Below are 23,249 nucleotides of genomic sequence, written 5' to 3' on the forward strand. Positions count from 1 at the left end.
AACCCCGCACTACTTGGCCGACCCGCCGTCGGTCCTCTTCACGTTCCTGACCGATGCCTGGTTGTCCTTTCTGACTTCGTCCAGCCGTTCGTCGCTCGCCTTAGGCTGGTCTTCGTCCCTGATCTCCACCTTCACCTTCGTGAATGCCTCATCCTTGGCCGAAGAGGCCATGCCGGCCGTCGATTCGGGGTTTTCGCTGGCTTCCCGCTGCTTGTCCGCCACCGTCTGGGTGTTCTTGAACAGAGGGGTGAGGAAGTTATTCATGATACTGAGCGCCTCTGGCGAGGTCTCACGCATGATCTTCGGGTCACGCGCCGTCTCGGGAATACCGTCGTAGAGCTCCGGATCGACCCCTTCCCTTTCGGGCCGGGCGCCAGGAATGTTTTCGGAGACCTTTTGGGCGGACTCTTCGGCGGACTTGGCCTCACTTCCGCCGTTTTCGAAGACGTTCTTGAAAGACATTGGGCTTTCTCCGGGTCGTCTCGGTGGGCGCGAAATCACCTCTTGTGGATCACCGTGGGCCTTCCTACCCCTCCGGTGATCGATCTACCCAGCCCGACCCTGCGGCTTTTCGCCATTCCTCTGGCCGTGCGCCGGAGAGGCCGCTTCAGGACTTATCGAACTGCAGACTGAATTGAGTCCCGGTCGCCTCGGTGTTCTGTTTACTGGTCAATTGACGCCGCGGATCCGCCCCACCAGCACCGCCCCCGCCAGCCCGATCACGGCCGCCACCAGGTACAGCACCCGGTATCCGCCGAGGTAGGTCACGATCGGCGCGGCCAGTGCGGGGGCGGCCACCTGGGGCAGGGCGTTGGCCACGTTGATGACGCCGAGGTCCTTGCCCCGGTCCAGCGCCTTCGGCAGGACGTCCGTCATCAGCGCGAAGTCGACCGAGGTGAACACGCCGAAGCCGACGCCGAGGACGGCCGCCGCCACGATCGCGCCGGGCCAGGTCTGCCGGCCGGCCAGGGCCGCCGTCGCCACCGCCATCAGCACGCCCGACCACACGACGAACGGCTTGCGCCGGCCCACCCGGTCCGACCAGACCCCGCCCGTCACCACCGTCGCCATCAGCGTCAGGCTGTTGACCGCCGTCAGGACCAGCACGCCCTGCTCGGGATCGGGGCGGTGCAGGCGGTCACGGAGGTAGTAGAGGAGGTACAGCAGGACGAGGGAGTTGCTGAGGTTGATCAGGAAGCGGGTCAGCCAGGCCCAGCCGAGGTCGGGGTGACGGCGCGGGCTCAGCCAGAAGCCCGCCAGGAAGCCGCGCCAGGACCAGGGCGGGCGGTCCTCCGGCGGCAGCCGCAGGTCGTCGTAGCGCAGGACGTACGGCAGCACGCCCGCCACCGTGAAGGCCGCGCACGCCGTGTACCCGGCGCCGATCCCGCCGGCCGCGGTCGCGAGGCCGGTGCCGCCGACCACGCCGAGGATCTGCGCCGCCCCCAGCCAGCCGCCCACCGCGCCCCGCTGGAGCCGGGGCACCCGGTCCGGCACGGCCGCCGTCACCGCCGCGAACGCCGCGTTCAGCGTGAGCTGCACCAGACACCAGGCCACCGCCATCGACCACACCCCGCCCGCCCGCGCGAGCAGCAGCAGGGACACCGCGCCGCCCGCCGCTCCGGCCACGATCCACGGCGTACGGCGGCCCCGGCGGGCCGTCGTACGGTCGGACAGCGCGCCGAAGAGCGGGTTGGCGAGCAGCGAGACCACGGCGCCGGCGCCGGTCACCCAGGCCAGCAGCGTCTCCTTGGACATCCCGGTGCCGGGGGCGAAGTCCTTCGCCTGCGAGGCGAGCAGGATCTGCAGCGGGCCGAACCAGCCGACCCAGATCGCCCCGTTGGCCAGTGCGAGGGCCGCCGTCCAGCCCCGGCCGACGGGTTCGACGGGCTCGGCCAGGGCGGCGGCCGTGGTCATCTCCGGTCCCGCAGCAGGTCCCGGAACCAGTGGTAGGAGGCCTTCGGGGTGCGCTTCAGCGTCTCGTAGTCCACGTGCACCAGGCCGAAGCGGCGCGCGTACCCCTCGGCCCACTCGAAGTTGTCCATCAGCGACCACACGAAGTAGCCGCGCACGTCCACGCCGGCCTCCAGCGCGGTGTACAGGGCGCGGATGTGGGCGTCCAGGTAGGCGATGCGGTCCTGGTCGTCGAGGCCGTCGCAGGAGCAGCCGTTCTCGGTGATGACGATCGGCGGGAGCTTGTCGCCGTAGCGGTCCCGGAAGCCCGTCAGCAGTTCCGTCAGCCCCTCCGGGACGATCGGCCAGCCGAAGTCGGTCACCGGGCGGCCCTCGATCTCGCGGACCGAGAAGGGCAGTTCGGCGGGGAGTGCCAGACCGCCGTACTCGCTTGCGGTGCCGCCGGGTGCCCCCACCCGGGTGGGCGCGTAGTAGTTGATCCCGTACCAGTCGACCGGTTCGGCGATGACCTTCAGGTCCGCCGCGACGTCCCCCGGCATCAGGTCGCCCGTTCCCTCCGGGTACGCACCGAGGAGGACCGGCTCGGCGAACAGGCGGTTGAGCAGGACGTCGTAGAAGCCGGCCGCCTCCACGTCCGCCGGCTCCGCGGAGGCGGGCCAGGTGGGGCCGTGGGAGTTGGCGATGCCGACGTCCGTGGCCCCGGCCGCGCGCAGGGCCCGTACCGCGAGGCCGTGGGCGAGGAGCTGGTGGTGGGCGGCCGGGAGCGCGTCGAACAGGAGCCGCCTGCCGGGGGCGTGGGCGCCGAGGGCGTGGCCCAGGAGGGTGTGCTCGGCGGGCTCGTTCAGGGTGATCCACTTGGTCACGCGGTCGCCGAGGCGCTCGGCCACCGCCGTCACATGGTCGGCGAACCGGGCCGCCGTGTCCCGCTGGAGCCAGTCCAGGGAAGCGGGCAGGTCCCAGTGGAACAGGGTGGGCACGGGCCGTACGCCCGCCGCGCACAGCTCGTCCACCAGGCGGTCGTAGAAGTCCAGGCCACCGGGGGAGTTCACCCGGGGCCAGGAGACCGAGAAGCGGTACGCGTCCACGCCGAGGCCGGCGAGGAGGGCCACGTCCTCGCGGTAGCGGTGGTAGTGGTCGCAGGCCACCGCCGCCGTCGAACCGTCCTTCACCCGCCCCGGTTCGGCCGTGAACACGTCCCACACGGACGGCTCGCGTTCCTCGGCGGCCCCCTCGATCTGATGGGCCGAGGTCGAGACACCCCACAGGAAGCCCTCGGGGAAACGGGGTATCGGGAGTGCCGGCTCACCTGCGTCAGTCGCCATGACCGGATCATCCTTACCCCCGGTAACGGAAGTCAACGCCCCGACGGGAACCGGTGGTTACGCGCCTTCCTTCAGCACCCGGGACACCAACTCCCGCTCCTCCTCGCTGAGTCGGGGGTCGGCCGCGTACACCGTGCGGCCGTCCACGGTGATCTCGTACCGGAAGCCGTCCGGGACGCCGGCGGGCGGGGTGCCCCGGCCGGACGCGAGGACGCGTTCGGCCAGGGCCTGCCACGCGGGGGCGTCGGGCCGGCCCGAGGTGTCCACCTCGGCCCGGCGCTCGATGCCCGCGAAACCGCCCGTGCGCCTCACTCGAATCCGCATGGGCCCAGTGTCCAGCACTCCGGCGTGGCGGTACTACAGCGTCCGCACGCCGACCTGTTCCCACGCCTTCTGCACGGCCTGGAGCTCGTCCCCCGCGCCGTACCGCTCCCGGGCCGCCTTCACGGTCAGCGTGGCGAAGTCGGCGAACAGCGCGTCCTGCTTGAGGTCGCCGCCGGTCAGCACGTCGTACCAGATCTGCCCGGCCTTCTCCCAGGAGTGCCCGCCGATGGCCGTGGCGACCAGGTAGAAGGCGTGGTTCGGGATGCCCGAGTTGATGTGCACGCCGCCGTTGTCACGGCCGGTGCGGACATAGTGCTCCATGGTCGCCGGCTGCGGGTCCTTGCCGAGGTTCGGGTCGTCGTACGCCGTGCCCGGGGCCTTCATCGAGCGCAGCGCGGTGCCGTGGACGTGCGGGGCGAGCAGGCCCGCGCCGATCAGCCAGTCGGCCTCGGCGGCGGTCTGGCCGAGCGTGTACTGCTTGATCAGCGAGCCGAAGACATCCGAGACGGACTCGTTGAGCGCACCGGACTGGCCGAAGTACTCCAGGTTCGCGGTGTGCTGGGTGACGCCGTGGGTCAGCTCGTGGCCGATGACGTCGACCGGGAGGGTGAAGTCGAGGAAGACCTGGCCGTCGCCGTCGCCGAACACCATCTGCTCGCCGTTCCAGAAGGCGTTGTCGTAGCCCTCGCCGAAGTGCACGGTGGCGTCCAGCGGCAGCCCGTTGCCGTCGATCGAGTGGCGGCCGTACGCCTTCAGGTACAGCTCGAAGGTGGCGCCGAGGCCCGCGTAGGCGCGGTTGACGGTGGCGTCCGAGCCCGGCTCCGAGCCCTCCTCGCGGACCTTGGTGCCGGGCAGGTCCTGGGTGTGGCGGGCGTCGTAGATCGTGCGGTGCGGCTGGTCGGCGGCGGCGCCCGCGGGAGCGGCGACGGAGGGCGCGCCGACGACCGTGGTCAGGCGGCGCTTGGTGCGCTGGAAGGCGTCGTGCTCCAGGGACCGGCGGGCCGGGCCGGAGAGCGCGGAGTCCTCGGCCTGCGCGAGCTTGTCGAGGACGTGGGGCGGCACGATCGTGCAGAAGACGGGCTCGAAGCCCCCGTTGGTCGTCATGTCCCGCACCATCGCACTCAGTGATGGAGATGTCACTAGCTGCCACCATGATTGGTGAAATACCGGGACACTGAGCGCCACACTCCGTGACGATGTGATAGGGCGATGTGGTGCTGCGCACTTTATGTCCCTTTTGTGGTCGCGGTCCCGCATACTGAAACGCGTCCCCCGGGTCCGGGGCGGCTCGGCTACGCTGCGAGGCATCATGCGTTTCGGGCTGCTTCTCCTTAGCTGCCGCGGCGAGGGCCTGTAGAGGCCGACTCCCTCCCCGCGGAGCTCTGGCGTTGCGTCGTCGGCCGTCCACCCGGACATCCGGATCTCCGGACACCCTGAGGAGCCCACGCACCATGGCCAACCGCCAGCAGCCCAGTTCCATGCCGATCCACAAGTACGGCCGCTACGAGCAGGTCGACATCCCGGACCGCACCTGGCCGGAGCAGCGCATCACCGTCGCCCCCCGCTGGCTCTCCACCGACCTGCGCGACGGCAACCAGGCCCTGATCGACCCCATGTCGCCCGAGCGCAAGCGCCGGATGTTCGACCAGCTGGTGAAGATGGGCTACAAGGAGATCGAGGTCGGCTTCCCCGCCTCCGGCCAGACCGACTTCGACTTCGTGCGCTCGATCATCGAGGAAGAGGGCGCGATCCCGGACGACGTCACGATCTCCGTGCTGACCCAGGCCCGGGAGGACCTGATCGAGCGGACCGTGGAGTCCCTGAAGGGCGCCAAGCGGGCGACCGTCCACCTGTACAACGCGACGGCTCCCGTGTTCCGCCGGGTGGTCTTCCGCGGCTCCAAGGACGACATCAAGCAGATCGCGGTCGACGGCACCCGCCTGGTGGTGGAGTACGCCGAGAAACTGCTGGGCCCGGAGACCGAGTTCGGCTACCAGTACTCGCCGGAGATCTTCACGGACACCGAGCTGGACTTCGCGCTGGAGGTCTGCGAGGCGGTCATGGACGTCTGGCAGCCCGGCCCGGACCGCGAGATCATCCTCAACCTGCCCGCCACCGTGGAGCGTTCGACCCCGTCCACGCACGCGGACCGCTTCGAGTGGATGCACCGGAACCTGTCCCGCCGCGCGTACGTCTGCCTGTCCGTCCACCCGCACAACGACCGCGGTACGGCCGTGGCGGCGGCCGAGCTGGCCCTGATGGCCGGCGCCGACCGTGTCGAGGGCTGCCTGTTCGGGCAGGGCGAGCGCACCGGCAACGTCGACCTGGTCACCCTGGGCATGAACCTGTTCTCGCAGGGCGTCGACCCGCAGATCGACTTCTCCGACATCGACGAGATCCGTCGTACGTGGGAGTACTGCAACCAGATGGAGGTCCACCCGCGCCACCCGTACGTGGGCGACCTGGTCTACACGTCCTTCTCCGGCTCCCACCAGGACGCCATCAAGAAGGGCTTCGACGCGATGGAGGCGGACGCGGCGGCTCGCGGGGTCACCGTCGACGACATCGAGTGGGCGGTGCCGTACCTGCCGATCGACCCGAAGGACGTCGGCCGCTCCTACGAGGCCGTCATCCGGGTCAACTCGCAGTCCGGCAAGGGCGGTATCTCCTACGTCCTGAAGAACGACCACAAGCTGGACCTGCCGCGCCGGATGCAGATCGAGTTCTCCAAGCTCATCCAGGCGAAGACCGACGCCGAGGGCGGCGAGATCACGCCGAAGGAGATCTGGGCGGTCTTCCAGGACGAGTACCTGCCGAACCCGGACAACCCGTGGGGCCGCATCCAGGTGAAGACCGGCCAGTCGACCACGGACACCGACGGCGTCGACACCCTCACGGTCGAGGCGACGGTGGACGGCGAGGACACGGTCCTGACCGGTTCCGGCAACGGTCCGATCTCGGCCTTCTTCGACGCCCTGCACTCCATCGGCGTCGACGTACGCCTGCTGGACTACCAGGAGCACACGATGAGCGAGGGCGCCTCCGCGCAGGCCGCCTCCTACATCGAATGCGCGATCGACGGCAAGGTCCTGTGGGGGATCGGCATCGATGCGAACACGACGCGTGCGTCGCTGAAGGCCGTTGTCTCGGCGGTGAACCGCGCGGCCCGCTGACCGCTCTGACCGGGCCTTTCGCGCCCTGACCGCTGTATACGGCGGTCAGGGCGCCGTCGATTGTCAGCCATCGTCGCGTTCGGATCACGGACAGGTCTCTTCCGGGGTACTGACTCAACCTCCGTGATGTGGCTAACATCACGCCAGCGCGGCGATGTTGCCGTGCGGTTACGGAGGTGCGACGTGCTGCCAGTACGGGGACGAGACGGCCAGGCCCTGCGCTTCCTGGGCACACGCACCGCATGGACACCGATCGGGGACGGCGAGTTCTTCTGCCCCGGCTGCGGCGGCGACCGCAACTACCAGCGGCTCACCGGCCGCCGCAGGCTCACCCTGCTCGGCGTCCCCCTGCTGCCGCGCGGCACCGCGGGCCCGGTCGTGGAGTGCGCCGCCTGCCGCCACCACTACGGCACCGACGTCCTCGACCACCCGACCACGCGCCGCTTCTCCGCGATGCTCCGCGACGCCGTGCACACCGTCGCCCTCGCCGTGCTCGCCGCGGGCGGCACTTCCTCCCGTACGGCGCTGGAGACGGCCGCCGCGGCCGTGCGCGCGGCCGGCTTCGACGGCTGCACCGAGGACCAGCTGGCGGCCCTGGTCGAGGCCCTCGCCGCCGACACCGGCCGGGTCCTCGGCGGGGAGTGCGGCACGAGCCTGACCATAGAGCTGCACGAGGCCCTGGACCCGCTCGCCCCGCACCTCGCCCCGGCGGGCCGCGAGTCACTGCTCCTCCAGGCCGCCCGCATCGCCCTCGCCGACGGCCCCTACACCCCCGCCGAACGCGACGCCCTCACCACGGTCGGCGCCGCGCTGACCATCTGCGCCGACGACGTCGCCCGTCTCCTGGCCGCCGCCCGCACCCCGTCCTGACCGTCCGGCTCCGGTCGGTTGGTGGCCTGATCGGGCGGTTGGTGCCGATGTCGCCCGTATGAGTGGTCCTCGGGGCGAATCGGGAGCGGTGGTTTTGGGGACCATGGAGGGGTGACACCGAAGAGCCGCACCCTGCTCACCGCCCTCGCGCTCCTCACCTCGCTCGCCGCCCGTCCGCCCGCCCACGCCGCCGCCTCCGCCTGTGTCTCCTCGGAGCCGTATGCGGCGGGGAGGGGCGGGTATCACACGTACCGCATCCCGGCCGCGGTCAGGACGTGGGGCGGCACCATCCTGGCCTTCGCCGAGGGACGGCGCGACAGCGCGGGCGACTCCGGGGACATCGACGTCGTGCTGCGCCGCTCCACCGACGGCGGCTGCACCTGGGGCCCACTGACGGTGGTGACCGCGGGCCACGGGGACACCCGGGGCAACCCGGCGCCGGTCCTGGACCCCCGTACCGGCGCCGTCATCCTCGTGACCTGCGGCAACAGCGGCTCGGTGACGGAGGAACAGATCATGCGCGGCGAGGTCCCGGACGAGCGGGGCCGCAGGGTGTTCGTCCAGCGCAGCCGGGACGAGGGCCGCCACTTCACGCCCCCGGTGGACATCACCGCGCAGGTGAAGCGGCCCGGCTGGCGCTGGTACGCCACCGGCCCCGGCCACGCGCTGTTCCTCGCCCGGGGCCCGCATGCCGGACGCCTGCTCGTACCCGCCAACCACTCCGCCGCCCCGCCCGCCGGCTCCCCCGACACCGGCCGGGAGCCCAAGTACTACGGCGGTCACGTCCTCTACAGCGACGACGGCGGCCACACGTGGCACCTCGGTGCCGTGGACGCCACCTACGACGGCGTGGCCAACACCAACGAGACCAGCGCCGCCCAACTCCCGGACGGCCGCGTCTACTTCAGCGCCCGCGACCAGAACGGCAGCGCGCCCGGCAACCGCCTCGACACCTACTCCTCCGACGGCGGCACCACCCTCGACCGCCCCTACGCCGCCCAGCCCACGCTGGGCGACGTCCCCGTGGTCCAGGGCAGCGTCCTCCAACTCCGCGGCCCCGGAGCCCCGTTGCTGTTCGCCGCCCCCTCCGTGCCGACCGCCCGCCGCGCCCTGGCCCTCTGGACGAGCACGGACGCCGGGCGCACCTTCACCCGGCTCCTCACCCTCTCGGACCGCCCGGCCGCCTACTCCGACCTGGTCCAGCTCGGCCACGCCACGGCCGGCGTCCTGTACGAGACGGGTACTGCCCGCGCCTACGACACCCTGGAGTTCCGCAGAGTGACGATCCGCTAGAGGAGGCCGGCGGCCGCCAGGAACTTGCCCACCTTCTCGGTCTCCTCCCCGGACAACGGCACCTGCGGCTCCGCCGTGACCGGGCAGTCGATGACCCCCCGCAGATGCAGCGCGGCCTTGAACGCGCCCAGTGCCGACGAGCTGCCGCCCATCCGTGCCGGATCCCCGGCCGCGACCATCCCGAACAGTGCGCACAGCCGCTCCTGCTCGGCCCGCGCCCCGTCCCAGTCGCCGGCCCGGCACATCCGGTACAGCCGGACGTACCCGTGCGGGTCGACGTTGGCCAGCCCCGGCACGGCCCCGTCGGCGCCCAGCGCCAGCGCGGAGTCCACGAGCAGCTCCGAGCCGGTCAGCACGCTGAACCCGGGGTCCGTACGGGCGCCGGTGACGATCTCGCGGAAGGCGGCCAGGTCCCCGCTGGAGTCCTTGATCCCGGCCAGTACCCGGTCGGCGGCCAGCCCCAGCACCACGTCGGCGGGGAGCTTGGTGTGCACGGCGACGGGGATGTCGTAGGCGATGACCGGCACCGGGGACGCGGCGGCGATCCGGCGGTAGTGGTGGACGATCTCGGAGCGGTGGGTGCGGGCGTAGAACGGGGCGGTGACGACGACGGCCTGCGCGCCGGCCGCCGTCACCGCCCTGACGTGGTCCAGGACGCGCGGGGTGGTCATGTCGATCGCGCCGGCGAGCACGGGCAGCCCGCCGCCCACATGGCCGACGACCGCCTCCACGACCTGCCGCCGCTGCCGGTCCGTCAGGAACGCGGCCTCGGACGTGGAGCCGAGCAGGAACAGCCCGTGCACCCCGCCGTCCACCAGGTGGTCGACCAGCCTGAGCAGCGAGGGCACGTCCACCTCGCGCTCCGGTGTCAGGGGCGTGCAGACGGGCGGGACGACACCGGTGAGCGGGGCGGGGAAGGTCATTCAGGGCTCCTGGCGTGCTGCGGGGTCGCGGGTCGACTGGTCCTCCTCGACAGGATGGTGACAGCGGTAGCGGTGTCCGGGCCGTGACGCGGCCGAGAAGTCCGGCATCACCCGCGCACACAACCCGTCCGCCTTCCAGCAGCGGGTGCGGAACGGACAGCCGCTCGGCGGCCGGGTCGCCGACGGCACCGGCCCGGTCAGCGGGATCGGGTCGAGCGGGTCCAGCAGGCCGGGCGTGGCGGAGAACAGGGCACGCGTGTACGGGTGCCGGGCGGCGCCCGTGACCCGGTCGGCCGGGGTCTCCTCGACGATCCGGCCCAGGTACATGGTGATCACCCGGTCGCTCATCCGCCGTACCGTCTGGATGTCGTGCGAGACGAACACCAGGGCGAGGCCGAGGCGCTCCTTCAGGTCCAGCAGGAGGTTGAGGATCTGCGCGCGCACCGACACGTCCAGGGCGCTGGTCGGCTCGTCGGCGACGACCAGGGCCGGCTCCAGGGCGAGCGCACGGGCGATGGCGACGCGCTGCCGCTGCCCGCCGGAGAGCTGTCCGGGAAGCGCGTCCGCCAGGGCCCCGGGCAGGCCGACCAGGGCCATCAACTCCCGGACTCTCTCCTCCCGTTCGGGCCTGGTGCCGCGGTCGTGGACGTCCAGCGGGTCGCGCAGGATCCGCCGTACCGTCAGCCGCCGGTTCAGCGCGGTCGACGGGTCCTGGAAGACCATCCCGACGCCCGCGCCGACGGTGGCCCGGCGCTCCGCGGGCGGCATCGACCACAGGTCGCGGCCCTGGAACGCCACCGTCCCCGAGGCCGGCCGCTGGATGCCCACCAGCACCCTGGCCAGCGTGGACTTCCCGCACCCCGACTCGCCGACCACGCCCACCGTCTCCCCGGCGGCCACCGCGAGGCCGGCGCCGGTCAGGGCGTACACCCGGTCGCGGCGGAACAGTCCGCCGGTGCGGGCCCTGTGCACCACGTGGGCGTCCCGCACCTCCACGACAGCGCTCACCGCACCACCTCGTCCTCCACGGGTACCGCCGGGTGATGGCAGGCGGCCGCGTGGGTGGCCGTACCGGTGAGGACCGGGGCGCTCGCATGGCACACCCCGGTCGCCAGCGGGCAGCGGTCGGCGAAGCGGCAGCCCGCCGGGAAGTCGGCCGGGGCCGGTACGACCCCCTTGATCTGCGTCAGCCGTTCCGCGGCCGACTCCAGCGACAGCACGCTGCCGAGCAGGCCGCGCGTGTAGTGGTGGGCCGGTGCCGCCACCAGGCCGGCGGTCACCCCGCTCTCCACGATCTGCCCGCCGTACATCACCACCACCCGGTCGGTGACGTCGGCGACCAGCGCCAGATCGTGCGAGACCAGGACCAGCGCGAAGCCCAGCTCCTCGCGCAGCCGCAGCAGCAGCTCCATCACCTGGGCCTGCACGGTGACGTCCAGGGCGGTCGTCGGCTCGTCGGCGACGATCAGGCTCGGGTCGCGGGAGAGGGCCATGGCGATCAGGACGCGCTGGCGCTGGCCGCCGGAGAGTTCGTGCGGGTAGCTGCGCAGGGTGCGGTCGGGGTCCAGACCGACCAGCTCCAGGAGCTCGCGCGGACTGCGGCGCCCACCGCGCCGGACGAGCTGCCTGAGCTGGGCACGGATGGTCATCGCCGGGTTCAGCGAGGACAGGGCGTCCTGGTGGACCATCGCCATCTCGTGTCCGAGCAGCCGCCGCCGTACCCGCGTCGGCTCGGCGAGCAGGTTCCGCTGCCGGAACCGCACCTGGCCGCCGACGCGCGCGCCCCTCGGCTGCAGCCCCATGACCGTGAGCGCGGTCAGCGACTTCCCGCAGCCCGACTCGCCCACCAGCCCGAGCACTTCACCCGGGTACACCTCGAAGCCGATCCCGGCCACGATGTCCACGCCCCGGTGCCGGTCCGGGAAGCCGATGGTGAGGTTCTCCACGGCGAGCACCGGCTGACCGGAGGAGCCGGGGCGGGGCCGCGCCCGGGACCGCAGCCGCCGGGCCGCTTCGGCGAGGCCGGGCAGCGGGAGCACCTCGCCGCCGCCGGGCTCCGGCGGCCGAAGCCGGCCCTGGGGCTCCGCCACCTCACGGGGCGTCGGGGCCGCCCACGCGTCGGAGACGCCCTCGGAGAGGATGTTCAGGGACAGCACGGTCAGCAGGATCAGCAGCCCCGGGAAGACGGTCGCCCACCAGCCGCCGGTCAGCACCATGGACTTGCCGTCGGCGATGACACTGCCCCAGGACGGGTCCGGTGGCCGCACCCCGGCGCCGATGAAGGACAGCGACGCCTCGAACACGATCGCCTCGGCGACCTGGACCGTGCAGAAGACCAGCACGGGGGCGGCGCAGTTGACGGCCACGTGCCGCAGCACGATGTGCGCGGTACCGGCGCCGATCACCCGCTCCGCCGTGACGTAGTCCTCGCCGTACTGATCGAGGACGTTCGCCCGGACGACCCGGGCGACGGGCGGCGTGAACAGGAAGGCGAGGGCGCAGATCAGCACGCCGATCCCGCCGCCGAAGACCGCGACGAGGACAGCGGCGAGGGCGATCCCGGGGAACGCCATCACCACGTCCAGGCAGCGCATCAGCGTCTCGTCGACCGCTTTGCGGGAGGTGGCGGCCACCGCTCCGACGACGGCACCCACGACCAGGGCGAGCCCGGTGGCGCCCAGCCCGATCGCCAGCGACCAGCGGGCGCCGTACATCAGCCGGCTCAGGATGTCCCGGCCGAGGCTGTCCTGCCCGAGCCAGTGCGCGGCGGACGGATGCCCGCTGCCGCCGACCGGGTCCTGCTGGTCGAGCGGGTCGTCCGGGGCGAGGAGCGGAGCGAGTACGGCGACGAGGACGACGAGGGCCAGAAAGCAGACGGCGGTCTTCGACAGCAGCGGCAGCCGGTGCAGCCGGCGCGCACGCGTGATCATCAGGCCGCCCTCAGACGTGGGTTGACCAGCAGGTAGAGGATGTCGATGACGAGGTTCACGACGACGAACCCGGTGGCCGTGGTGAGGACAACCCCCTGCACGACGGCCGGATCACCGTTCTGCACGGCGTCGATCATCAGCTTGCCCATGCCGGGCAACGAGAAGATCGTCTCGATGACGACGGCGCCGCCGAGGAGATAGCCGACGCGGAGGCCCAGTACGGTCAGGGGATTGACCAGGGCGTTGCGGAGGACGTTCCGGCCGATCACGACCCACGGCGGCAACCCGCTCCCGATCGCGGTCCGCACATAGTCCTTGTCCAGCTCCTCCACCACCGAGGTCCGTACGATCCTGGTCAGCTGCGCGGCCACCGGCAGGGAGAGCGCGAAGGCGGGCAGCGCCATGGTCCGCAGCCAGCCGGTGACGGAGTCGGCCGGGTTGATGTACCCGCCGGTCGGGAACCAGCCCCGGTCCACCGCCAGGTACTGGATCATCAGCAGCGCCAGCCAGAACCCGGGCGCGGCCACCCCGACCAGCGAGACCACCCGGATGACCTGGTCCGGGAACCGGTCCCGGTACACGGCCGCGGTGACCCCGCCCGCCAGCGCCAGCACCACCGCGAGGGCGAGGCCCAGGAAGGTCAGCTGGAGGGTGAGCGGCAGCGCGGTGGTGACCTGGTCGGCCACCGGGGCCCGGGTCAGGGAGCTGGTGCCGAGGTCGCCGTGGAGCAGGGCGCCGACGACATGCGCGTACCGCACCGGCAGCGGGTCGAGCAGTCCGTTCCGCTCCCGGAAGTCGTGCAGCTGCTGCGGCGTCGGATTCGTCCCCTGGAAGAACGCGGACGCCGGGTCGACGTCCGAGAACCGCATCACCAGGAACACGAACAGCACGATCCCGAGCAGCAGCGGCACGAGCAGGGCGACGCGCCGGAGCAGGATCCGTACGACGGCTGTCATGCCGCTAGGCCCAGCCGGCCTGGAGGAGGTTGATGCCGGGGTACGGCTGCGCTCTTATCCCGCTGAGCTCGCGCGGGTCCCAGGCCGTCATCAGCTCGTTGTGGACGACCGGGTAGAGCACGGCCTGCTCGGCGACGACGTCGATGTAGTCCTGGATCATCGCCTTCTTCCTCGCCGGGTCCGGCTCCCGGGTCGCCCGGTCCATGTCCCTGAAGAGCCGCTGGGCGACGGGATCGCCGGCCCACCGGGTGTACCCCATCCACAGGTTCTGCGGGCCGTAGTTGTAATGCATGATCAGGTCGGGGTCGAGGCCGAACTGGTTGGGGTTGGAGGCGGCGGCGACGACCTGGTAGTCCTGCCTCTGGTCCATCTTGGTGAAGACGGCGGTGGTCTCCTGCGGCGCGAGCGTCGTCTCCACGCCGACCGCGTCCCAGGAGGACTTGATGGTCGGCAGGCAGTCCACGACCCAACTGACGTTCACGGCAAGGAGGCTGACCTTGAGGTTGCCGACCCCGGCGGCCTTGAGCAGGGCCTTCGCCTTCCCGGGGTCGTGGTCGTAGACGGTCCTGGCCCGCCGGTGGGCGGGGTTGCCCTCGTCGAGGAACGAGGAGGCGGGCCTCCCGTGCCCCTTCAGGGCCACCCGCACCATCTTCTCGCTGTCGATGGCGTAGTGCAGGGCCTGCCGCACCCGTACGTCGTCGAAGGGCTTGTGCCGGGTGTTGAACATCAGGAAGAGGTTGTTCATCCCGGCGCCGCCCGCGACCTTCAGCCCGCCCTGCTCCAGGCGAGCGACGGTGGCGTACGGGATGTTGTCCGCGATCTGCGCACCTGCGCCGGCCCCGGAGATCTTCGCGACGCGGGCGGCGGCGTCCACGATGGTCAGCCAGTTCATCCGCCGGAAGGACGGCCTGCGGGGCCCGTTGTAGCCGGCGAACGCCTCGAAGGTGGTGTTGGACTTCGGGTGGTGCGCGGTCTGCCGGTACGGTCCCGAGCCCACGGCCAGCCCCTTGACGGCCTCGTCCCAGGCGCCGGGCCTGGCGAAGACGTGCTGCGGCATGATCTTGGCCAGGGTGAGCCGGGAGAGCCCGTCCGGGAAGGGGAACTTGAGGAGGAGCTCGACGGTGCGGGAGTCTGCCTTCCTGACGCCGCCGAGCCAGCCGGCGAAGAAACCCCTGGCGAGCGTCTGGGTCTTGGGGTCCAGGATCCGGTCGAAGACGAACACGACGTCGTCGGCGGTGACGGGCTTGCCGTCGTGGAAGGCCGCGCCGGGCCGGAGCGTGAACCGCCAGGTGGTGGCGCCGGCGTCCGCGGGCATCCCGGTGGCGAGCGCCGGATACGGCACCCGGGTGATCGGGTCGGTGTCCAGCAGCCCCTCGTAGACGTGGTTGTTGGCGGCCATCGCGAACGCCGATGCCGTCTGCGTGGGATCCCAGCTGCCGTCGTTGCCGTAGCCGATCACGGCGGTCAGCGTCCGGTCCCTGCCGCTGCCGCCCCCTCCGGTGTCGTTCGTGGACTGCGGCCCGCCGGAGCAGCCGGCCAGCACGGGCGGCACGACGGCGGCCGCGCCCAGCGCACCCGTGTACCTCAGGAACGTCCGGCGGCGCGGAACCGCCGGCGGGTCGGGGGTCACGTCGTCGCGCACGGGTCCTCCAGCAGTGTGGGGGGAAGGTGGAGATACGACGTCCGACGTCCTACGTCTGGGTTCAGCGCGACCATAGGAGGGGGCGTGGGGGTGGTCAAGACGGCGCACAGGAATGGCCGGTGGATGCAGGCCGCTGAGGAGTGTAGTGGCAGAGAGTCACCTTCGATATGCGAAGAGTGAAACTGGCGGGGGGAGGGGAGCGGTGTAGGAGCGGCGTAACACCCCGCGCGTCGCTGTGGGCCGAGGAGGCGGAGGAAGCGTTGGAGGACGTGTGGTCGAAGAAGCCCGCTGTTGGCAGCCATGTCGTGGACACCCGGACCGGCAGGCTCGGCATCGTCATGGGGGCCGAGGGGCCGTATGTGCAGCTGAGACCGTACGGCGGGGGACGGGAGTGGGACGCCGAGCCCGGTGCCCTGCGCGCCGCGACCGCCGCCGAGCGGCTCAGGGCGGCGACCGCGTACGCCAACGCCCGCAGCCGTGGGGAGACGCTCTAGCCGTTCCCCGGCATGGGCGAGAATGGTGCCATGACTCTGTTCCGCGACCACGGCACCGTGCTGCGCACCCGGGAGCCGGGTGAGGCGGACCGGACCATGCGGTGCTGCTCCGGGGGGCGACCCCCGGACCCGCGGCCGGCGGGAAGCGGGGGGTGGCTGTGAGTCTGTTCCGGGATGACGGCATCGTGCTGCGCACCCAGAAGCTGGGTGAGGCGGACCGGATCATCACGCTGCTCACGCGGGGGCACGGGCGGGTGCGGGCCGTGGCCCGCGGGGTGCGGCGGACGAAGTCGAAGTTCGGGGCCCGGCTGGAACCCTTCTCCCACGTCGACGTGCAGTTCTTCGCGCGGGGGAGTGAGCTGGTCGGGCGCGGACTGCCGCTGTGCACGCAGAGCGAGACCATCGCTCCCTACGGCGGCGGGATCGTCACCGACTACGCCCGGTACACCGCCGGGACGGCCATGCTGGAGACCGCCGAGCGGTTCACCGATCACGAGGGGGAGCCGGCCGTGCAGCAGTATCTGCTGCTGGTGGGCGCCCTGCGGACGCTCGCCCGGCGAGAGCACGCTCCCCATCTCGTGCTCGACGCCTTTCTGCTGCGCTCCCTCGCCGTCAACGGGTACGCCCCGAGTTTCACCGACTGCGCGAAGTGCGGTATGCCCGGCCCGAACCGGTTCTTCTCGGTGGCCTCCGGCGGCTCCGTCTGCGTCGACTGCCGGGTGCCCGGCAGTGTCGTACCGTCGCCGCAGACCCTGGTACTCCTCGGGGCGCTGCTTACGGGAGACTGGGAGACGGCGGACGCGTGCGAGGCGCGGTACGTCCGGGAGGGCAGCGGGCTGGTGTCCGCCTATCTGCACTGGCATCTGGAGCGCGGGCTGCGTTCGCTCAGGTACGTCGAGAAGTAAGAGGGAGACGAGAAGCACATGGTCGTACGCGGGATCCTGGGGCGCCAGCGGCGCGAGTACAGGGCGCCGGAGCCGCACCCGTCCGGTGCGCGTGCGCCCAAGCTCCCCGGCGAGCTGGTGCCGAACCACGTGGCCATCGTCATGGACGGCAACGGGCGGTGGGCGAAGGACCGGGGGCTGCCGCGCACCGAGGGGCACAAGGTGGGGGCCGAGCGGGTGCTCGACGTGCTCCAGGGGTCCATCGAGATCGGTGTGCGCAACATCTCCCTGTACGCCTTCTCCACCGAGAACTGGAAGCGGTCGCCCGACGAGGTGCGCTTCCTGATGAACTTCAACCGCGACTTCATCCGCAGGACCCGCGACCAGCTCGACGAACTCGGGATCCGGGTGCGCTGGGTGGGGCGTATGCCCAAGCTGTGGAAGTCGGTCGCCAAGGAGCTGCAGATCGCCCAGGAGCAGACCAAGGGCAACGATCTGCTCACGCTGTACTTCTGCATGAACTACGGCGGCCGGGCCGAGCTCGCCGACGCGGCGAAGGCACTGGCCGAGGACGTGAAGGCGGGACGGCTGGACCCGGCGAAGGTCAGCGAGAAGACCATCCAGAAGTACCTGTACTACCCGGACATGCCGGACGTGGACCTGTTCCTGCGTCCGAGCGGCGAGCAGCGCACCTCCAACTACCTGCTGTGGCAGAGCGCGTACGCGGAGATGGTCTTCCAGGACGTGCTGTGGCCCGACTTCGACCGCCGTGACCTGTGGCGGGCCTGTATGGAATTCGCCTCCCGCGACCGGCGGTTCGGCGGCGCCGTACCGAACGAGGAACTCCTCGCCATGGAGGCCGCCATGAAGGGCGACTCCGCCTCGTAGCCACCGGCGGTTCCACCGGGGCGCCGCGGATGCGGGACTCGTGCCGCACCCTCGGCGCCCTGCTGCTCACCGCGCGGTGCGGCGCCCCGGAGTCAGCCCCCGGCGCAGTCGGCGCACGTGCCGAAGATCTCCACCGTGTGCGCCACGTTGACGTAACCGTGTTCCGCCGCGATGGCCTCGGCCCATTTCTCCACCGCCGGGCCCTCCACCTCGACCGCCTTGCCGCAGGCACGGCACACGAGGTGGTGATGGTGCTCGCCGGTGCTGCAGCGGCGGTAGACGGACTCGCCGTCGGACGTGCGCAGGACGTCGACCTCGCCGGCCTCGGCGAGGGACTGGAGCGTGCGGTAGACGGTGGTGAGCCCGACCGAGTCACCCTTGTGCTTGAGCATGTCGTGCAGTTCCTGCGCGCTGCGGAACTCCTCGACCTCGTTCAGGGCCGCCGCCACGGCTGCACGCTGGCGGGTCGCGCGGCCCCTCACGGGCGGTCCAGCGGTCGTCACCGTTGTCTCCTCACGTCTCGCTTGTGCCCGGGCGGCCATTGTGCCAGCCCGGACTGTCAGCGGTCAGACGCCTATCTGGTCCGCGGCCCCTCTCGTGGCCGGAATCGTGCACTCCGCCGGGTCCCCGGCAGGGTGTGCCGCGGCGGCCGCACGGGCGCGTCGACGGGCCAGCGGGGCGGCCAGGGCCGTGAGCGCGACGAACGCGCCGATGGTCAGCAGGACGATGGTCGCGCCGGGCGGGACGTCCTGGTAGTACGAGGTGATCGTGCCGCTGATCGTCACGCCGACGCCGAGGGCGACGGCGAGCGCGAACGTCACCGCGAAGCTGCGGCTGAGCTGCTGCGCGGCGGCGACCGGCACCACCATGAGCGCGGACACCAGGATCAGACCGACCACCCGCATGGCGACGGTGACCGTGACGGCCGCGGTGATCGCGACGAGCAGGTTCAGGGCACGCACCGGCAGCCCGGTGACCCGCGCGAACTCCTCGTCCTGGCTGACCGCGAACAGCTGGCGGCGCAGCCCGAGGGTGACCGCGACGACGAACGCGGCGAGCACGGTGATCGCCGTGACGTCCGACGGGGAGACCGTGGACAGCGAGCCGAACAGGTACGAGGTCAGGTTGGCGTTGGAACCGCCCGGCGCGAGGTTGACGAACATCACGCCGCCCGCCATGCCGCCGTAGAAGAGCATCGCGAGGGCGATGTCGCCGCGTGTCCTGCCGTACCAGCGGATCAGTTCCATCAGGACCGAGCCGAGCGCGGAGACGGCCGTGGCCATCCACACCGGCGAGGCGTGCAGCAGGAAGCCGAGGCCGACGCCGGTCATCGCCACGTGCCCGATGCCGTCGCCCATCAGGGGCTGGCGGCGCTGGACGAGGTAGATGCCGATCGCGGGCGCGGTGATGCCGACCAGGACGGCGGCGATGAGCGCCCGTTGCATGAAGGCGTAGTTCAGGAAGTCCATCAGCTCAGCGGCCCATCAGCTCAGCAGTCCCGTGCGGATCGGTTCGGCGTCCGCGGGTGCGTGCGGGTGTACGTGGTCGTGGCCGGGCAGGGCGTGCTGGCCGACCGCGCGGGGCGGCGGGCCGTCGTGCAGCACGCAGCCGTCGCGCAGGACGACCGCCCGGTCGATCAGGGGCTCCAGCGGCCCGAGTTCGTGCAGGACCAGCAGGACCGTCGTACCGGTGCCCACCTGCTCCCGGAGCGTGCGCGCCAGCACCTCCTGGCTGGCCAGGTCCACGCCCGCCATCGGCTCGTCCATGATCAGCAGTTCCGGCTCGGCGACGAGCGCGCGGGCGATCAGCACCCGCTGGTGCTGGCCGCCGGACAGGGCGGTCACCGAGTCCTTGGCGCGGTCCGCCATGCCGACCAGTTCCAGGGCCCGCTGCACGGCCGCCCGGTCGGCCTTGCGGAAGACGCCGAAGCGGGTGCGCGAGAGACGGCCGGAGGAGACGATCTCGGTGACCGTCGCGGGGACGCCGCCGGCGGCTGACGTGCGCTGCGGTACGTAGCCCACGCGCGCCCAGTCGCGGAAGGAGCGGCGCGGGGTGCCGAACAGCTCGACCGTGCCGCCGCTGACCGGTACCTGGCCGATGATCGTGCGGACGGCCGTGGACTTGCCGGAGCCGTTGGCGCCGAGCAGCGCGACGACCTCGCCGCGGCCGACGGTGAGGTCGATGCCGCGCAGCACGGGACGCGCGCCGAGTTCGGCGGTGACCCCGCGCAGGGCTATGACGGGTTCTCCCATGATCCTTCCCTCCCTGTCGGTCACTTGGCGCCCAGCGCCTGCCGGAGCGCCTTGAGGTTGGCCTCCTGGACGGAGAAGTAGTCCTTGCCGCGGGACTTGGCCGTGATGCCCTCGATGGGGTCCAGGACGTCCGTCTTCAGGGCGGCGTCGTTCGCGATGGTCTTCGCGGTCTTGTCGCTGACGAGCGTCTCGTAGAAGACGGTGGAGACGCCGTCGGCCTTGGCCATCGCCTCCAGGTCCTTCACGCGTGCGGCGCTGGGCTCCGACTCGGGGTCGAGGCCGTTGATGGCCTCCTCGGTCAGGCCGTAGCGCTCGGCGAGATAGCCGAAGGCGGCGTGGGTGGTGACGAAGACCTTCGTCCTCGTGTGCGCGAGACCGTCCCTGAACTGCTTGTCCAGGCCGTTCAGCTGCCGGACCAGGGCCGCGGTGTTCTTCCTGTAGTCGGCGGCGTGCTTGGGGTCGGCCTGCTCGAAGGCCTTGCCGACACCCTCGGCGACCTGGGCGTAGCGCACCGGGTCGAGCCAGATGTGCGGGTCCTTGCCCTTCGACTCCCCGTTCGTGTGGGTGTCGTGCGCGGCCGCGTGGCCGCCGACCTCGTTGCCGTGGTCCTCCAGCGTGGTCAGGGAAGCCGCGTCGATCTTCGTCTTGACCGGGGACTGGGCCACCGCGTCGTCGACGGAGGGCTGGAGGTTCTTCAGGTACAGGACCGCGTCGGAGTCCTGGAGGCCCCCGATCTGCTTCGGGCTGAGCTCCAGGTCGTGCGGTTCCTGGCCGGGGGAGGTCAGACTGGTGACGTGGACGTGGTCACCGCCGATGCGCTCGGCGAGGAAGGCCATGGGATAGAAGGACGCTACGACGTCGAACTTGCCGGTGTTCGCCGCCTGCGCCGTGTCCCCGGAGCAGGCGGTGAGGGTGCCGAGGCCGAGGGCGGTCACGGCGGTGACCGCGGCGGCGGGTATGAGGCGTCGTCGTACGTTCATGACAGTCATTTTCAACAAATATGGAAACCGTTGTCAACAAGCCCGGTCAGGCCTGCTTAGCAGGGGCCGATTTGGTCGTGGGGGAGCCTGCGCCGGTAACCTGAATCATTCGCAAGCAAGCTGGAAGCATCTCGCTTCAACGCCAGTCGTCGTCATCGTAATGAAGAGAGCACCGTGGCCGCCGACAAGATCGACACGATCGTCAGCCTGAGCAAGCGCCGTGGCTTTGTTTTCCCCTGCAGTGAGATCTACGGCGGACAGCGTGCCGCCTGGGACTACGGACCGCTGGGTGTCGAGCTCAAGGAGAACATCAAGCGCCAGTGGTGGCGCTACATGGTGACGTCGCGCGAGGACGTGGTCGGTATCGACTCGTCCGTCATCCTGGCCTCCGAGGTCTGGGTCGCATCCGGCCACGTCGCCACCTTCACGGACCCGCTGACCGAGTGCACCGCGTGTCACAAGCGGTTCCGCGCCGACCATCTGGAAGAGGCGTACGAGGAGAAGAAGGGCCACGCCCCGGCGAACGGCCTGGCGGACATCAACTGCCCGAACTGCGGCAACAAGGGCCAGTTCACCGAGCCCAAGCAGTTCTCCGGTCTGCTGTCGACGCACCTCGGCCCGACCCAGGACTCCGGCTCGGTCGCGTACCTGCGCCCCGAGACCGCCCAGGGCATCTTCACCAACTTCGCCCAGGTGCAGACGACCTCGCGCCGCAAGCCGCCGTTCGGCATCGCCCAGATGGGCAAGTCCTTCCGCAACGAGATCACGCCCGGCAACTTCATCTTCCGCACCCGCGAGTTCGAGCAGATGGAGATGGAGTTCTTCGTCAAGCCGGGCGAGGACGAGAAGTGGCAGGAGTACTGGATGGAGCAGCGCTGGAACTGGTACACCGGCCTGGGCCTGCGCGAGGAGAACATGCGGTGGTACGAGCACCCGCAGGAGAAGCTCTCCCACTACTCCAAGCGCACCGCTGACATCGAGTACCGCTTCCAGTTCGGCGGCAGCGAGTGGGGCGAGCTGGAGGGTGTCGCCAACCGCACCGACTACGACCTCGGCGCCCACTCCAAGGCCTCCGGCCAGGACCTCTCCTACTTCGACCAGGAGGCCGGCGAGCGCTGGACGCCGTACGTCATCGAGCCCGCGGCGGGTGTCGGCCGGACCATGCTGGCCTTCCTGCTCGACGCCTACGTCGAGGACGAGGCGCCGAACGCCAAGGGCAAGATGGAGAAGCGCACGGTGCTGCGCCTCGACCACCGCCTGGCCCCGGTGAAGGTCGCGGTGCTGCCGCTGTCCCGCAACCCGGAGCTGTCCCCGAAGGCCAAGGGCCTCGCCCAGGCGCTGCGCCAGAACTGGAACATCGAGTTCGACGACGCCGGTGCGATCGGCCGCCGTTACCGCCGCCAGGACGAGATCGGTACGCCGTACTGCGTGACCGTCGACTTCGACACGCTTGAGGACAACGCCGTCACGGTGCGCGAGCGGGACTCGATGAAGCAGGAGCGGGTCTCCCTCGACCAGATCGAGGGCTACCTGGCCGGCCGTCTGCTGGGCTGCTGACGCCCACGCCCACTGCCCCGTAACGCCCACCCTCCCCCGACCCGGTCGGGGGAGGGTGGGCGTTTCTGCTCGCGGAAGGCCGCCGGGCTCGCCGCCGCGGTGCGCCGCGCGCCGTTTGGTCCCGTGAACCGCTCGGTGTTTGGCCCTGTTCCCCGGGCCACGTCGCCGCGAGGGTGGCCCCATGAGCCTCGCCTTCCTCCTCACCACCCTCGTCGTCGTCGCCACCCCCGGCACCGGTGTCGTCTACACCCTCGCCGCCGCCCTCGCGCACGGCCGTCGCGCGAGCGTCGTCGCGGCGTTCGCCTGCGCGCTGGGGATCGTGCCGCACGCGCTGGCCACGGTCACCGGGCTCGCCGCACTGCTGAACGCGAGCGCGACCGCCTTCCAGTTCCTCCGGTACGCAGGCGTGGCCTACCTGCTGTACATGGCGTGGACGACGCTGCGGGACAAGGAGGCGATCACCGTCGAGCAGGACACCCCGCCCCGCTCCTCGGCGCAGGTGATCGTCCGGGGCGTGCTGGTCAATCTGCTCAACCCGAAGCTGACGATCTTCTTCTTCGCCTTCCTGCCCCAGTTCGTGAACCCGGACGAGCCGCACGCGCTCCCGCGCATGCTCGGCCTGAGCGGTGTCTTCATGCTGCTGACGTTCGTCGTCTTCGCCCTGTACGGCGTCCTCGCCGCCTCCCTGCGCAGCCGTATCACCGCACGGCCGAGGGTCATGGCCTGGCTGCGGCGGAGCTTCGCCGGATCCTTCCTCGCCCTCGGCGCCAAGCTGGCCTTCACCGCCCGGTGAGCCCGGGGCCGGGCCAGAGGCGCACGGCATGACAGCTGACAGATATTGAAATCTGTC

General features: G+C 71.1%; 22 protein-coding genes. 8 read left to right on the plus strand and 14 right to left on the minus strand.

Annotated elements, in window-relative coordinates; translation table 11 throughout:
• Nucleotides 1-9: 9 nt before the first annotated feature.
• From ABT171_RS27515 to ABT171_RS27535, 5 genes are all read right to left on the minus strand, one after another.
• Nucleotides 10-462, minus strand: coding sequence for a hypothetical protein (locus ABT171_RS27515; protein WP_351248318.1), 453 nt, complete (start codon nt 460-462; stop codon nt 10-12).
• Between the two features lie 207 nt (nt 463-669).
• A complete protein-coding gene (locus tag ABT171_RS27520) occupies nt 670-1,914 on the minus strand; it encodes an MFS transporter (RefSeq protein WP_351248320.1) in 1,245 nt (414 codons plus the stop codon).
• Nucleotides 1,911-3,233 (minus strand): GH1 family beta-glucosidase, encoded by a 1,323-nt coding sequence (locus ABT171_RS27525; RefSeq protein WP_351248322.1) that lies wholly within the window; start codon nt 3,231-3,233, stop codon nt 1,911-1,913. Before ABT171_RS27525 ends, ABT171_RS27520 begins: the two co-directional genes overlap by 4 nt.
• Before the next feature lie 57 nt (nt 3,234-3,290).
• Nucleotides 3,291-3,557, minus strand: coding sequence for a protealysin inhibitor emfourin (locus ABT171_RS27530; protein ID WP_351248324.1), 267 nt, complete (start codon nt 3,555-3,557; stop codon nt 3,291-3,293).
• Between the two features lie 33 nt (nt 3,558-3,590).
• Nucleotides 3,591-4,661, minus strand: coding sequence for a M4 family metallopeptidase (locus tag ABT171_RS27535; RefSeq protein ID WP_351248326.1), 1,071 nt, complete (start codon nt 4,659-4,661; stop codon nt 3,591-3,593).
• A gap of 347 nt (nt 4,662-5,008) precedes the next feature.
• On the opposite strand from ABT171_RS27535, the gene leuA reads away from it, so the two are divergent.
• The 3 genes from leuA (at nt 5,009) to ABT171_RS27550 (ending at nt 8,893) form a co-directional block, all read left to right on the plus strand.
• Entirely contained in the window at nt 5,009-6,730 is a 1,722-nt protein-coding gene (gene leuA, locus ABT171_RS27540; protein ID WP_351248327.1) for a 2-isopropylmalate synthase, read from the plus strand.
• 183 nt (nt 6,731-6,913) lie between these two features.
• Complete coding sequence (locus tag ABT171_RS27545) at nt 6,914-7,600, plus strand: TerB family tellurite resistance protein (protein WP_351248329.1); 687 nt, start codon at nt 6,914-6,916, stop codon at nt 7,598-7,600.
• Between the two features lie 111 nt (nt 7,601-7,711).
• Nucleotides 7,712-8,893, plus strand: a complete 1,182-nt coding sequence (locus ABT171_RS27550; RefSeq protein WP_351248331.1) for a sialidase family protein — start codon at nt 7,712-7,714, stop codon at nt 8,891-8,893.
• On the opposite strand, the gene ABT171_RS27555 is transcribed toward ABT171_RS27550, so the two are convergent.
• The 5 genes from ABT171_RS27555 to ABT171_RS27575 are packed head-to-tail and all read right to left on the minus strand — an operon-like array spanning nt 8,890 to nt 15,344.
• Nucleotides 8,890-9,816, minus strand: coding sequence for a dihydrodipicolinate synthase family protein (locus tag ABT171_RS27555; RefSeq protein ID WP_351248333.1), 927 nt, complete (start codon nt 9,814-9,816; stop codon nt 8,890-8,892). The two genes, ABT171_RS27550 and ABT171_RS27555, sit on opposite strands and share 4 nt — an antisense overlap.
• Nucleotides 9,817-10,824, minus strand: coding sequence for an oligopeptide/dipeptide ABC transporter ATP-binding protein (locus ABT171_RS27560; protein WP_351248335.1), 1,008 nt, complete (start codon nt 10,822-10,824; stop codon nt 9,817-9,819). It abuts the gene before it with no gap.
• Nucleotides 10,821-12,746, minus strand: a complete 1,926-nt coding sequence (locus ABT171_RS27565) for a dipeptide/oligopeptide/nickel ABC transporter permease/ATP-binding protein (RefSeq protein ID WP_351248337.1) — start codon at nt 12,744-12,746, stop codon at nt 10,821-10,823. The genes ABT171_RS27560 and ABT171_RS27565 overlap by 4 nt, the downstream gene beginning before the upstream one ends.
• Nucleotides 12,746-13,702, minus strand: a complete 957-nt coding sequence (locus ABT171_RS27570; RefSeq protein WP_351248338.1) for an ABC transporter permease — start codon at nt 13,700-13,702, stop codon at nt 12,746-12,748. The genes ABT171_RS27565 and ABT171_RS27570 overlap by 1 nt, the downstream gene beginning before the upstream one ends.
• A 4-nt stretch (nt 13,703-13,706) precedes the next feature.
• Nucleotides 13,707-15,344, minus strand: a complete 1,638-nt coding sequence (locus ABT171_RS27575; RefSeq protein WP_351248340.1) for an ABC transporter substrate-binding protein — start codon at nt 15,342-15,344, stop codon at nt 13,707-13,709.
• Between the two features lie 269 nt (nt 15,345-15,613).
• On the opposite strand from ABT171_RS27575, the gene ABT171_RS27580 reads away from it, so the two are divergent.
• The 3 genes from ABT171_RS27580 (at nt 15,614) to ABT171_RS27590 (ending at nt 17,610) form a co-directional block, all read left to right on the plus strand.
• A complete protein-coding gene (locus ABT171_RS27580) occupies nt 15,614-15,838 on the plus strand; it encodes a hypothetical protein (protein ID WP_450795029.1) in 225 nt (74 codons plus the stop codon).
• A 158-nt stretch (nt 15,839-15,996) separates the two neighbouring features.
• Entirely contained in the window at nt 15,997-16,743 is a 747-nt protein-coding gene (recO, locus tag ABT171_RS27585) for a DNA repair protein RecO (RefSeq protein WP_351248469.1), read from the plus strand.
• Between the two features lie 18 nt (nt 16,744-16,761).
• The gene (locus ABT171_RS27590; protein ID WP_351248344.1) at nt 16,762-17,610 is read left to right on the plus strand and encodes an isoprenyl transferase; all 849 of its coding nucleotides are present in this window, start codon (nt 16,762-16,764) and stop codon (nt 17,608-17,610) included.
• Between the two features lie 92 nt (nt 17,611-17,702).
• Here ABT171_RS27590 and ABT171_RS27595 read toward each other — a convergent pair whose 3' ends face one another.
• From ABT171_RS27595 to ABT171_RS27610, 4 genes are all read right to left on the minus strand, one after another.
• Nucleotides 17,703-18,113, minus strand: a complete 411-nt coding sequence (locus ABT171_RS27595) for a Fur family transcriptional regulator (protein ID WP_351248346.1) — start codon at nt 18,111-18,113, stop codon at nt 17,703-17,705.
• A 63-nt stretch (nt 18,114-18,176) separates the two neighbouring features.
• Nucleotides 18,177-19,079 (minus strand): metal ABC transporter permease, encoded by a 903-nt coding sequence (locus ABT171_RS27600; RefSeq protein WP_351248348.1) that lies wholly within the window; start codon nt 19,077-19,079, stop codon nt 18,177-18,179.
• Between the two features lie 15 nt (nt 19,080-19,094).
• A complete protein-coding gene (locus tag ABT171_RS27605; protein ID WP_351248471.1) occupies nt 19,095-19,865 on the minus strand; it encodes a metal ABC transporter ATP-binding protein in 771 nt (256 codons plus the stop codon).
• A 17-nt stretch (nt 19,866-19,882) separates the two neighbouring features.
• Nucleotides 19,883-20,842, minus strand: a complete 960-nt coding sequence (locus ABT171_RS27610) for a metal ABC transporter substrate-binding protein (protein ID WP_351248350.1) — start codon at nt 20,840-20,842, stop codon at nt 19,883-19,885.
• Nucleotides 20,843-21,016: 174 nt separating this feature from the next.
• On the opposite strand from ABT171_RS27610, the gene ABT171_RS27615 reads away from it, so the two are divergent.
• A complete protein-coding gene (locus ABT171_RS27615; protein WP_351248352.1) occupies nt 21,017-22,399 on the plus strand; it encodes a glycine--tRNA ligase in 1,383 nt (460 codons plus the stop codon).
• Between the two features lie 181 nt (nt 22,400-22,580).
• Nucleotides 22,581-23,192, plus strand: coding sequence for a LysE family translocator (locus ABT171_RS27620; protein WP_351248354.1), 612 nt, complete (start codon nt 22,581-22,583; stop codon nt 23,190-23,192).
• Nucleotides 23,193-23,249 lie beyond the last annotated feature (57 nt).

It is taken from the genome of Streptomyces sp. NPDC001851 (assembly GCF_040297165.1).
Classification (GTDB): Bacteria; Actinomycetota; Actinomycetes; order Streptomycetales; family Streptomycetaceae; genus Streptomyces.

Excerpts from the sequence above, each read along its gene's own strand:
- ABT171_RS27515 (WP_351248318.1), bottom strand. The coding sequence starts at position 462 with ATGTCTTTCAAGAACGTCTTCGAAAACGGCGGAAGTGAGGCCAAGTCC.
- ABT171_RS27520 (WP_351248320.1), bottom strand. The coding sequence starts at position 1,914 with ATGACCACGGCCGCCGCCCTGGCCGAGCCCGTCGAACCCGTCGGCCGG.
- ABT171_RS27525 (WP_351248322.1), bottom strand. The coding sequence starts at position 3,233 with ATGGCGACTGACGCAGGTGAGCCGGCACTCCCGATACCCCGTTTCCCC.
- ABT171_RS27530 (WP_351248324.1), bottom strand. The coding sequence starts at position 3,557 with ATGCGGATTCGAGTGAGGCGCACGGGCGGTTTCGCGGGCATCGAGCGC.
- ABT171_RS27535 (WP_351248326.1), bottom strand. The coding sequence starts at position 4,661 with ATGACGACCAACGGGGGCTTCGAGCCCGTCTTCTGCACGATCGTGCCG.
- leuA (WP_351248327.1), top strand. The coding sequence starts at position 5,009 with ATGGCCAACCGCCAGCAGCCCAGTTCCATGCCGATCCACAAGTACGGC.
- ABT171_RS27555 (WP_351248333.1), bottom strand. The coding sequence starts at position 9,816 with ATGACCTTCCCCGCCCCGCTCACCGGTGTCGTCCCGCCCGTCTGCACG.
- ABT171_RS27565 (WP_351248337.1), bottom strand. The coding sequence starts at position 12,746 with ATGATCACGCGTGCGCGCCGGCTGCACCGGCTGCCGCTGCTGTCGAAG.
- ABT171_RS27570 (WP_351248338.1), bottom strand. The coding sequence starts at position 13,702 with ATGACAGCCGTCGTACGGATCCTGCTCCGGCGCGTCGCCCTGCTCGTG.
- ABT171_RS27590 (WP_351248344.1), top strand. The coding sequence starts at position 16,762 with ATGGTCGTACGCGGGATCCTGGGGCGCCAGCGGCGCGAGTACAGGGCG.
- ABT171_RS27600 (WP_351248348.1), bottom strand. The coding sequence starts at position 19,079 with ATGGACTTCCTGAACTACGCCTTCATGCAACGGGCGCTCATCGCCGCC.
- ABT171_RS27610 (WP_351248350.1), bottom strand. The coding sequence starts at position 20,842 with ATGAACGTACGACGACGCCTCATACCCGCCGCCGCGGTCACCGCCGTG.
- ABT171_RS27620 (WP_351248354.1), top strand. The coding sequence starts at position 22,581 with ATGAGCCTCGCCTTCCTCCTCACCACCCTCGTCGTCGTCGCCACCCCC.